We start from the raw sequence: 11,313 nt of genomic DNA, 5'->3' as shown, positions 1-11,313 counted from the left end.
TATTTGTTCTTATCCATCTAACCATATCAATGTCGGTAAATGGTCAAGAAAATGAAACTGAAAAAGACTCTACTGAAATCTATAAAAAAATAGAGATCTATTCCAAAAAGAATAAATTCACAAAAACACTTCACAAATTAATTTTTAAATCTACCAATAAAAAACAACGCATTCGTTTAAAAAAAGCAAAGCATCAAAATTATAGACTTTATCAAGGTAAAATTATCAGACATATAGATATTGTGACGCTTGATCCCTTTGGTTTTTCAATTTATGACACCCTAAAAGGACCTAAAAACTGGCTAGGAAAAGCTGGCAATAGCATCCATATAAAATCCAAACAATTCGCCATTCGAAATTTATTGTTATTTAAAGAAAACAAACGTTTTGACACACTTTTAGTTAATGAATCGAAAAGGCTCATGCGTTCTCAAAACTTTATAAGAAGTGTTGCGATTAGAGCTAATAAAACAGCAAAAACCTCAGATTCTATAGATGTTACCGTACGTGTTTTAGATTCCTGGAGCATCATACCACAAGGCTCTGCGTCTAGTTCCAGATTTAATTTACAATTCAGGGAACGTAATTTTTTAGGGTTTGGCCATCAAATTAATCAAAGCTTTACCAATAGCTTAAAAGACGATCGTTCTGCGTATGATATAGAATATGCTGTTCCTACTATTAAGAACAGCTATATTAGAACGTCTATAGCCTATAAAAATGAGTTAAATGGTTTTTATGAGAAGCGATTAAATATCGAACGAAATTTCTTTTCCCCTTTAACCCATTGGGCAGGAGGCATTTTTTTAGCTGAACATTTTAGACAAGATTCATTACAAAACGTCCAACGCGAATTTGATCTACAAAATTTTAAATATCAAACTCAAGATTTTTGGCTGGGTCATGCCTTGAACGTATTGGATGGTGTCACTGATGAAGAACGAACAACAAATTTAATTGCCGCCGCCCGATTTACACATGCCGAGTATAAGGACAGACCAGATATCGCTTATGACTCGATACGATATTTTTCGAACGAATCCTTTGTACTTGGCAGTATTGGAATAGCATCGAGGCAATTTGTTGAGGATGAATATATTTTTAATTTGGGCATTATTGAGGATGTTCCTATTGGCTTTTCTGGAGCCGTAACCTCTGGATTTCAAAGAAAAAATAAACAAACCAGAACCTATTTGGGGGCGCAGGCAACCATTGGCGATTATTTTAAATGGGGCTATCTAAGCGCAAAGGCAGAGTATGGTACGTTTTTAAATGGTTCCCAACGCGAGCAAACAACATATAATTTCGAATTAAATTATTTTACCAATTTAATGGACCTTGGAGGCAATTGGAAATTACGTCAATTTGTAAAGCCTCAGTTACTAATAGGAACCCACAGGCTGAATACTCTTGCGGATAGATTAACACTTAATGACCGACCTATTCTACTTGGCTTTACTGGTAATGATTATGAGCCTTATTTGGACTCTGGCTTATCTGGATTTGATAGTGATATTACAGGCACGAAAAAAATGATTATCTCTTTTCAAACGCAATTTTACTCCCCTTGGAATATCTTAGGGTTCAGATTAAATCCTTATTTAAATTTTTCTGCTGGCATGCTAGGTGATGCGGAGCAAAAACTTTTTAAAAGTAAAGTGTATCCGTCATTAGGAATTGGTTTTATAATTAGAAATGATTATTTAGTATTTAGCTCTTTTCAATTGTCGCTGTCATTTTATCCAAGCATCCCGGGTCAAGGCCGTAATCTATTTAAAACAAATGCATTTGAAAGTGAAGATTTCGGTTTTCATAATATTGAACTGGGAAAACCTAGAACCGTTTGGTATCACTAGTATTTACACTGAACTCGTTTAAATTTTTATTCTTTCAAAAAGTTGATGTTTTTTCTAAGTCTGAGAATTTCTTTGGGTTTTTAATGAAGGTAACATGAGCCTTCTTAATGCAAAACATCAAAATGTCATTGTCTTGGCAACCCCGCCTTCTGTATAATCTATGTGAAACGTTTGCGTTTTAAGATTGGCCTTTAAATGTGCAATCTCATTCTGATTCACCCACTTAATATCAATTTCTTTATCTGAAGTTTTATTAATCTTTATGGTACCTGAAAACGCTTTAGATGTATTTCTTAATTTTAATAGTTCAAGCTGATTAAGAACAATATCTCTTTTTAAACCGTTTTTAATATCATGTACTGTAAGTGTGGTACGATTAATCTCTTTATGTCCGCCGCTTCCTCCCTTGTCAGCAGCTTCATAATTATTCTTCCCTGCAAAAATATCTAAGTACCATACTTGCGGAATCCCTGGCATGAACATTTGAATAGCTCTAGCTAACAATAATTTTTGCTCACTCTCCCCTAATGCACTAAAAAATGTTGCGTTTACTTGATAATAGGATATTTTATTTCCAGATGGATCGTAAAGGTTTTTTACTCTACCCCCACGTTCCATGATCTTATTCATAATGGCTTCAATCTCATCATCTTCCAACAGACCTTTGTTATAAGTACCGTTAATGGCTTTACCTTTTAAATCTAAAACAGGAATACCATCATGACATCCCAACATGTTTACCGTTTTGTAACCTTTGCTAATAATTTCTTTGGCCCACGTTAAAAGTGCTTTGCTATTAGTGCTTTCAATGGTATGAATAGTTAACCCTGGTAAGAAAAAGTCGTAAATATAATAGCCTTCGTTTGCAACCTCATCGTGTAAATGCATTCCGTATTCGGCATGAATTTCTGGCAAAAGGGTTAAATTATTTTTTTGCGCTATTTTTTTTATTCGCTCTAAATATTCCCAAGTTCCTGGTTTATTAAAAAAATTGGACTGACCAATGTCTTTATGCAAATAGGCAAAAGCATCTAATCTCAATATTTTACAGCCAAAATCACTGACTTTTTTTAAGGTTTCTTCATAGAAATCCCAAACCAATTCAGATTTGGCATTCACATCCATTTGCCCTAAATAGGAACGATTTCGATTTATAATTTCCAAAACCTCACCTTTTAAATGATTGCAATCTTCGAAATCAATCGTGGTGAAGTCTTTATTTTCTTCAATTGCTGAATTGACTTTATTACAGATCCATTCAGTTTTTTCTAGAGTTAATCCCTCAACTTTAATTAAATCTTCACTATTTATCTTATTATATGTAATTTCTTGGTAGAACGTATTCCAATAAGGTTTTTCAGAGCCATCGGGGAAAAGCACTTTTAATATGGGTAATCCAGATTTTCTCATAAACAATTTATTGAGAAACTCGTCTTTTGGAATGATAACACCATCATCTCCCATGGTGCCATTCCCTTCCCAAAATGTATTCCAATTAATAAAAAGATCTTTATATTTTGATTTATCACCGCGCTTAAGTAAATCTTTAAATTGAGGTGATGCTACTGATAGATGATTTAAAACGATATCAAATTTCAACTGTATACCAAGCTTTTCGAGTGCTTTTAAATCTTCTTGAGAAACTAAGTTTTTATTTAGGTTGTAATCTATAATTGAAAATCCTCTATCTAAATCACTATTAAAAAATGTTGGGAGCACATAAAACAACGAAAAAACATCCTTGAATTGAGGCCTTTGCAACATACTGATCATTTCATTTAAATTGGTTCCAACGCTATCGGGATATGCATTTAGCATGACCCCATTCGTGATATTAGAATCTTTTGACATCATTTGAGGTTTTAGAGAAGCTTTGATAATATGTTAATGTTGTCCGGTAACCTACCTACATTTTGAAGTTTTAAAGCGGCTATTTGCAATGCCACTTCTAAACATTTTTCAATAGGTTTTTCTTTAATATAAGCAAACAAAAACCCAGACCAAAAGGCATCGCCTGCTCCAGTCGCATCCTGTACCACATCTATTTTTATTGCTGGTAACTCAATAACCTTTTTACCTTTTTGAGATAGTTTAACACCTTTACTTCCTAGAGTTAAACACACTGTAGCGACCCCTTCCGAATGGAAAAAATTAAATATATCTTCGTGAGGTAATTCTTTATCAAAAAGTCTCAACATATCATCTTCACTAATCTTCACTAGAGGATTAAATTTGCAATACGCCTTAATAACCTTTAATGCCTCTTCTTGGCTATTCCATAATTTTTTAGCATAATTGACATCGATACTTAATTTACATCCCAAATTAAAAGCCTCTTCAGCCTTTTTTAAAATGGTAGCTTGTGCAGGATTTTTACTTAAAGCGAAACAGGTTGTGTGATAAATATTTGTTTTTGAAAGTAAGTCTGATGGCATTTGATTTTCTTGAATGCAAGAATCAGCTTTTCGAAACGGAATAAAATCGGGCGTACTTTCTGTTCTAGAAACAAAAATGACGCTTGTAGGTTTGCTGTCTATTTTTTTTATGTGATTGGTATTTACACCAACTTCATTAAGTCTTTCAAAAATGTAATCTCCAAAACCATCATCCCCAACGGTAGCTACCATGACGGATTTCAATCCTAATCTTGCCGAATTCATAGCTACATTTGCTGGAGAACCTCCTAAATACCTGTGGTAATCTCTTGTATTGTTGATAAGTACTCCTGTTTGATGCCCAATGAAGTCGACAAGCACTTCGCCAACACATAAAATATCTATCTCTTTTATCTTTTTTTTCAAAATAAATGTATTTGGTATTTGACCTGATTTTTAATTTAATTAGGTCTAAAGTTTATAAAATTAGTGCCCGTCGCCTGTGACAACAATATTTTCCTCTTCATTATTTGTTTTAGGCTCTTTTAGACGCAATGCTAAAACCGCGGCTATGATAAAAAACACACCACCAAATAATATGGCATTAACCGCGCTATTATTCAATAGATTTTTTACTACAGGACCAAAGGTTAACGTTTGAATTCCCATAGGGATAACGATCATCATATTTAATATTCCCATGTATACACCACGGCGTTCTTGAGGTACTATTTTAGATACCATTGAATATGGAATACCCATCATAGCTGCCCAACCTATACCAAACAAAATCATTGGTAAAATAACCAAAAACGGATCTTGAATATATGGTATACTTAGCATGGCGATTCCCGTTAAGAACAAACTAAACACATATACTTTTTTACCTCCAAATTTTAGCGCTAATGGCACCAATGCCAATGCAAAAACAATGGTAGAAAGATTATATGTCGTATTCATTTTTGCAGCTTGACTTAAGGCCTCTGAACTGTTAAATCCCATACTTTCTTTAAACATAGGCGCTATAAACTGCCAATACACAAATAGGGCATACCATTGAAACAGATAAACAGCGGATAGTTTCCACATAAACTTGGGCATATCTTTGATGGCTTGAACAATTTCTATAAAGGGCGTCCTAACGCGTTTTGCAAATGGCAACGCATTGTGTTTTTTGATCTCATCAAATTCTTCATCTGATGGTGGAATTTCAGGTGTTTTTAAAACGGACCATAATATGGTAGATACCGATAATACAGCACCGATAAAGAATGAATAATATAACCACTTAGGAATACCGCTAGCCGCTTCAACTGTTTCTGCAACACCAAACCAATCTTGAAACAGAAAAATGGAGGCATTTGCCAAAACAATGCCCGCACCAACAAACAAACTTTGCATTTGATAACCAAAACTTAATTGCTTGTTGGGTAATTTATCACCTACAAAGGCACGATAAGGTTCCATAGCCATATTATTGCCCACATCAAGAATCCACAATAAACCAACAGCAAACCAAAGTGTTGGACTAAAAGGAAAGGCAAATAAGCATAAACTACCTATTATTGCACCTATTAAAAAGAACGGCTTGCGTCTTCCCCATCTTGGCGACCAAGTTTTATCTGATATGGCCCCAATTATAGGTTGAATAATCAATCCAGTTACAGGACCAGCAAGGTTTAGTAAAGGTAAATCTTCATGGTGCGCTCCTAAAAATGAAAATATAGGATTAACGGCTGTTTGCTGTAAACCAAAACTGAATTGAATCCCTAAGAATCCTACATTCATATTAAAAATTTGCCAGAAACTTAAATTTGGTTTTTTTAGCATGATTACAACTTTGATTTTATTGGATTATTCTTTTAAGAAACTTCTCGAAATCTTCTCCATTTGTAAATATGTCGCCTTCCTTATCAACGACGGGTAAATTCAAGCTGGAAACACCAATTTTTGCCTTTTGAAGTTTCACTAACATGTCCTGTTGCTTTTCTAAATTTAGATCTCTACATCAAAATATATAAAATCTATTTTTCTTTCTCTTAAATAGGCCTTGGTATCAAGGCAATAGTGACACGTATCACTACCATATAATATCATCTTTTTTAATTCAGTTTTAGTAGTTAAAGAAACTGACTCCGAAACTTGACCGAAACTGACTTTAGTCAAGGCAACAATAAATACTATTGAAAAAATAAAAGCTCGCATATGTGTATAAAAAATTGTGTGAAAAAGAGTTGGAACTTAGCATAAAGCCCTCAACTCTTTAGTTAACAAACTCAAATTAAATTAAACTTATTCTTTAAAATTTATATTGCAAAGATATTGTAGAAGAACGACCGCTAATTGATCTAGCTCTTACTAAACGATCCGAACCAAAAGCACCATCTCCATTACCTTCAACTTCTGTGATACCAATAGTATCAAAGAGATTATTTACACTTAACACTACAGAAAGTCCGTCTGTTAAACCTGCTCTACCAATTAAATTAAAGTATGCATAAGCAGGCATCACTAAATCGTTATCATCTTGAGCATACGATTTTGACGTCCCTAATACACTCAATGCCAAACTATGCTGGCTACTGTTTCCAAAATTATAAGATGGAGATAAGTTGTAAACCAAATCGGCTTGCCTTCTAGGCGTATTTCCTTTATTGTCCCCGCCATCAATTTCTGCTTTTGTATAAGTAAAAGAGCCATTAAAAGAGAAGTTATCTCCAAAAGCTAAAGCCGTTTCTGCCTCTAAACCTAAAGCTTTGAATGGATTACCTACAGATCTATTTAACTCGTTGCTTAGTCCTTCGTCAGTATTACTCATAAATCCAGTTAAGTTAAGAACTCCATTTTTAAGTCTTTTCTTGTAACCAACTTCTAATTGAGATACTTCATCATATTGTACATCAGCTTTACCATTAGTTCCATAATTATTTCTATCAGCAGCTCTCCCTGAAGCACCTGAACTATATCTACCAAACACAGCAGCTCCCTCATTTAATTTATAGTTAAGTCCCGCAGAATAAGAAACAAAATTATATTTATCATCAACAATTTGTCCAGCGTTACCAATAATTACTGGTACACTTTCTTCAATACCTTCAATAGTTCCGTTTCCATCATAATCAAAGTTCCCTTGACTCGTTGGACCGCCTTGTATGTTACCATTTGCACGAACATTTTCAAAACGCACACTACCATCAAAGTTTAACTTATCATTTATATCAGCATCAATACCTACATAAGGAGAATTTACATTATGTACGGTATTGTATTTACGTTGACAACAGTTACCCCAAACAGGTGTACCATAAGCGTATTGACCTCCTCTAGAGAAACCATCAAAATCTGCTAATCTCGCTTCTCCTCTTCCTTTGACTTCAGATAGAAAAGAATTCCATTGCCATCCAATTTTAGTATTTTGAGTAGCCGTAAATAAACCTGCTGTAAACCCAACATTATCACTAATTTTCTTGCTTACTTTTACGTCACCAAAAAAGTTGCTTAAATCTTCTACTGAAACATCAAACATATGTATAATCTGAGCCAATCCGTTTGCTGGAGCAAAAGCTTCTCTATCTCCATCGGCATAAACTAAAGCGCCTGTGGCATTTGAAGCATCCCTTGCAGTTGTTTCAATTTCAGAAATTGTACCAACCGCGGCAGTAAACGGTGCCACCCATTCGCCACTATTATTAGAATATCTAGCTTTACCAGCTACCTTCCAATCTTTTGGTAAGCTAAAAGAAAACTCTGCGCCTAAAGATTTAGAAATAGGATTATTTCCATTTCTAACATCATTTACATGTCTTGTTCCATCAAAAGGTGAAGTCCCTGCACTTTGTTGTAAATAAGCAGACTGCACCGCATCGTTAGTAATATCAAAACCTGGTAAATTTGAAAAGGTAGGATTTGCATTATCGCCTTCCAATAGCATAGGCATTGGTAAATACATTACAGATTTGTCGTTTAAAAACTTAGTATAAACACGTACATATCCATTTTCAAATCTTTTTGTAAGGTTCGCTTTAAATTGCCCTCCTTTATTACCTTGATAACCTATTTCCCTTGGCCCTTCACCAGTTCTCATAAATCCACCTATGTGATAAGACAAACCATTACCTAATGGTGTACCATATTCAAAATCCAGTCTACTAGTTTGGTAATCCAAACCAAAAGTAGTTCCTGCAGAACCCCCTTCTGTAGAACCTGTTTTACTAATCATGTTAATAATACCTGCTGGGCCATTGGACGTTTGTGTTGATGCAGAGCCACCTCTAATTGCCTCAACTCTGCCAATGTTGGAATCAATTCTTAAAAAGTTATCAGCATTTCCAAATGACGTATCACCAAATAAGTTTAATGGCAATCCATCTTCTTGTATTTGAAAATATCTTGACCCACCAGAAGATACTGGTACACCACGAACGTTAAAGTTAGCATTCCCTTCTCCTCCCGAGGATTCAGCACGAATACCTGGTATATTTCTAAAAAGCTCACCTGCACTTCTTGGAGAAGCTTGTTCAATAAGTTTCACATCCATTGTAGAAACAGAAACACTAGATTCTAATTTAGATTTAGGGTTAACAACTCCTGTTACCACTATCTCATCTAAAGATGCAGCATCTTCTGCCAATTGAAAATTTAAAGTAATATCTACCCCTTGAACAGTTACGCTTTCAGTATAGGTTTTATACCCTATAAAAGTCGCTGTTAATGTATACGTACCATCTTCCACATTACTGATTGAATAGTTCCCATCAAAATCAGAAACAGATCCTTTAGAAGTACCGTCTAAAATTACGTTCACACCCCCAAGCGGCACTCCACTTTGATCGTTTACTGTTCCAGAAATTGTTGATTGCGCAAAAACTACTGATACAGAAAATAACATTAAGAGCACGAAACCCCATTTTGTCTTTGTTAAATTCATTTTGTCTTAATTTAGTTATTTAATAAAATATTTAGTTAATTTTTGACTAATTTACATTTGTAGCTCATAAAAAAAATGATTTTGATAACGAAAACGTTTTCGATTTTAACGAAAACGTTTTCGATTTAAATTTTTAACTATATTTATCCTTATAAATTTAGATGAACTTTTATGAAACCAGTTACATTAAAACAAATTGCAGAACAATTAAATATTTCTGTTACAACAGTTTCAAAAGCTTTAAAAGATTATCCCGATGTGAGCAAAAAAACAAAAGGGCTAGTAAAAGAATTAGCAAGAACGCTAAATTATAAGCCTAATACGTTTGCCGTTAACCTAAGAACCAAAGAATCAAAAACCATTGGTTTAATAATTCCAGTTATTGTTCATCATTTCTTTTCAAATGTAATTAAAGGTATTATCTCGCAGGCTGAAAAAAAAGGATACTTGGTAATCATTCTTCAATCTAATGAATCTTATGAGTTAGAAAAAAAACAAATCGACTTATTGTTAAGCCAGCGTGTTGACGGCATACTTATATCGTTGGCAAATGGAACAGCAGACTTTAATCACCTAAATGAGGTTTTAGCTCAAGACAAACCACTGGTTATGTTTGATAAGATTGCCAAAATAGTAAGATGCTCTAAAGTAATCATTGATGATCGTAAAGCTGCCTACATCGCGACACAGCATTTAATAGATATAGGCTGCAAACGTATTGCACATTTTAGGGGTGCGCTTTTACCTCAAAATTCCATAGACAGGTTTCTTGGTTACAAGAAAGCTTTATTGGATAATAATTTAGCGTACGACCCCTCTTTAGTTTATATATGTGAATGCGGAGATATGAGTTTTGAAGAAGGCAAAAGAAATGCGCAACAATTATTAAAAGACCATAACGATGTAGATGGTATTTTTATAAATACCGATTTAGTAGCCATTGGTGCCATGACAGAATTTAACAAACAAGGGGTTAAAATTCCTGATGATATTAGTATCGTTGGGTTTAGCAATTGGTTCATGTCTTCGGTAATATCTCCAACTTTAACTACCATTGACCAACCTGGTTACCAAATGGGAAGAACGGCTTTTAAACAACTTTATAAGGAGATAAGAGCAATTAAAGACAAAAAGCCTAAAGCACCAAAAATTATTACACTTGAAACGGCTTTGATAAAAAGGGAATCTACTAAAGAGATTATCTAATAATTTTATCCCAAAAAATCAATATTTCTTTGTAACCCTGAAAATTTAGTCCGTTTTACTGCGGAATTTTTAAAAACTTTTTTAAAAGTACCTTCAGTTATCTCATCCCAATCTTTTTTAGTCATGGATAACAATTCGGGGTGCGGATTAAACAGTGGTTCGCTATGCGATTTTGAAAACCTGTTCCATGGGCATACATCTTGACAGATATCGCAACCAAACATCCAATCATCCATTTTTCCTTTAAACTCAGTGGGAATATTTTCTTTTAATTCTATGGTAAAATAGGAAATACATTTACTTCCGTCCACAACGTATGGTTCTGTAATAGCTTCTGTTGGGCAGGCATCAATACATGCTGTACATGAGCCACAATGATCTGTAGTTATCGAATCGTACTCTAAATCTAGATCAATAATAAGTTCAGCAATAAAGTAAAATGAGCCCACCTGTTGGGTTAATAGATTACTGTGTTTTCCAATCCAACCTAATCCAGATTTGGCTGCCCAAGCTTTATCTAAAACGGGCGCAGAATCTACAAAAGCCCGCCCATGAACTTCGCCTATTTTGTCTTGAATAAAATTTAGAAGTGATTTTAATTTATCCTTAATCACAAAATGGTAATCGGTGCCGTAGGCGTACTTTGACAGCTTATAGCTATTAGCTGTTTGCTCTTGGTTAGGGTAGTAATTGAGCAATAATGAAATCACACTTTTAGAGCCTTCAACGAGTTTTGTGGGATCCAAGCGCTTGTCGAAATGATTTTCCATATATTGCATTTGCCCATGCATATTTTTGTTCAACCACTTTTCTAACCTTGGCGCTTCTTCTTCTAAAAATTCGGCTTTACTTATACCACAAGATAAAAAACCGAGGCGTTTGGCTTCGGTTTTTATGAGGTTTGTGTGGGTTGTGTTTTTCATTAGCACCAGTCTGAAACAATTAATAC

The 11,313-nt window shown here is 34.4% G+C and carries 9 protein-coding genes; 2 read left to right on the top strand and 7 right to left on the bottom strand.

Annotated elements, in window-relative coordinates:
• Positions 1 to 29 precede the first annotated feature (29 nt).
• The gene (locus FAF07_RS09870; RefSeq protein ID WP_142784954.1) at positions 30 to 1,856 is read left to right on the top strand and encodes a hypothetical protein; all 1,827 of its coding nucleotides are present in this window, start codon (positions 30 to 32) and stop codon (positions 1,854 to 1,856) included.
• Positions 1,857 to 1,973: 117 nt separating this feature from the next.
• Here the strand turns inward: FAF07_RS09870 and FAF07_RS09865 are convergent, their stop codons facing one another.
• The 6 genes from FAF07_RS09865 to FAF07_RS09845 form a co-directional block, all read right to left on the bottom strand.
• The gene (locus FAF07_RS09865; protein ID WP_246067680.1) at positions 1,974 to 3,707 is read right to left on the bottom strand and encodes an alpha-amylase family protein; all 1,734 of its coding nucleotides are present in this window, start codon (positions 3,705 to 3,707) and stop codon (positions 1,974 to 1,976) included.
• An 11-nt stretch (positions 3,708 to 3,718) separates the two neighbouring features.
• On the bottom strand, positions 3,719 to 4,657 hold the full coding sequence (locus FAF07_RS09860) for a carbohydrate kinase family protein (RefSeq protein ID WP_246067679.1): 939 nt from the start codon (positions 4,655 to 4,657) through the stop codon (positions 3,719 to 3,721).
• Between the two features lie 60 nt (positions 4,658 to 4,717).
• Entirely contained in the window at positions 4,718 to 6,064 is a 1,347-nt protein-coding gene (locus tag FAF07_RS09855; protein WP_142784952.1) for an MFS transporter, read from the bottom strand.
• 13 nt (positions 6,065 to 6,077) lie between these two features.
• Positions 6,078 to 6,206, bottom strand: coding sequence for a hypothetical protein (locus FAF07_RS18980; RefSeq protein WP_262710924.1), 129 nt, complete (start codon positions 6,204 to 6,206; stop codon positions 6,078 to 6,080).
• Between the two features lie 20 nt (positions 6,207 to 6,226).
• Positions 6,227 to 6,328 (bottom strand): glutaredoxin family protein, encoded by a 102-nt coding sequence (locus FAF07_RS19070; RefSeq protein WP_185956414.1) that lies wholly within the window; start codon positions 6,326 to 6,328, stop codon positions 6,227 to 6,229.
• 202 nt (positions 6,329 to 6,530) lie between these two features.
• Entirely contained in the window at positions 6,531 to 9,158 is a 2,628-nt protein-coding gene (locus tag FAF07_RS09845) for a TonB-dependent receptor (protein WP_142784950.1), read from the bottom strand.
• A gap of 171 nt (positions 9,159 to 9,329) precedes the next feature.
• Here FAF07_RS09845 and FAF07_RS09840 point away from each other — a divergent pair, with 171 nt between their 5' ends.
• A complete protein-coding gene (locus FAF07_RS09840) occupies positions 9,330 to 10,364 on the top strand; it encodes a LacI family DNA-binding transcriptional regulator (protein ID WP_142784949.1) in 1,035 nt (344 codons plus the stop codon).
• 5 nt (positions 10,365 to 10,369) lie between these two features.
• Here the strand turns inward: FAF07_RS09840 and queG are convergent, their stop codons facing one another.
• On the bottom strand, positions 10,370 to 11,287 hold the full coding sequence (queG, locus tag FAF07_RS09835) for a tRNA epoxyqueuosine(34) reductase QueG (protein WP_142784948.1): 918 nt from the start codon (positions 11,285 to 11,287) through the stop codon (positions 10,370 to 10,372).
• Positions 11,288 to 11,313 lie beyond the last annotated feature (26 nt).

It is taken from the genome of Changchengzhania lutea (assembly GCF_006974145.1).
In the GTDB taxonomy this organism is placed as follows: Bacteria; Bacteroidota; Bacteroidia; order Flavobacteriales; family Flavobacteriaceae; genus Changchengzhania; species Changchengzhania lutea.
Note: the sequence above shows the minus strand (reverse complement) of the source record. Positions and strands in the feature narration are given on the sequence as shown.

What these genes read in the sequence shown, in the direction of transcription:
- FAF07_RS09870 (WP_142784954.1), top strand. Translation starts at nt 30, where the DNA reads ATGTCGGTAAATGGTCAAGAAAATGAAACTGAAAAAGACTCTACTGAA.
- FAF07_RS09865 (WP_246067680.1), bottom strand. Translation starts at nt 3,707, where the DNA reads ATGTCAAAAGATTCTAATATCACGAATGGGGTCATGCTAAATGCATAT.
- FAF07_RS18980 (WP_262710924.1), bottom strand. Translation starts at nt 6,206, where the DNA reads ATGTTAGTGAAACTTCAAAAGGCAAAAATTGGTGTTTCCAGCTTGAAT.
- FAF07_RS19070 (WP_185956414.1), bottom strand. Translation starts at nt 6,328, where the DNA reads ATGATATTATATGGTAGTGATACGTGTCACTATTGCCTTGATACCAAG.
- FAF07_RS09845 (WP_142784950.1), bottom strand. Translation starts at nt 9,158, where the DNA reads ATGAATTTAACAAAGACAAAATGGGGTTTCGTGCTCTTAATGTTATTT.
- FAF07_RS09840 (WP_142784949.1), top strand. Translation starts at nt 9,330, where the DNA reads ATGAAACCAGTTACATTAAAACAAATTGCAGAACAATTAAATATTTCT.
- queG (WP_142784948.1), bottom strand. Translation starts at nt 11,287, where the DNA reads ATGAAAAACACAACCCACACAAACCTCATAAAAACCGAAGCCAAACGC.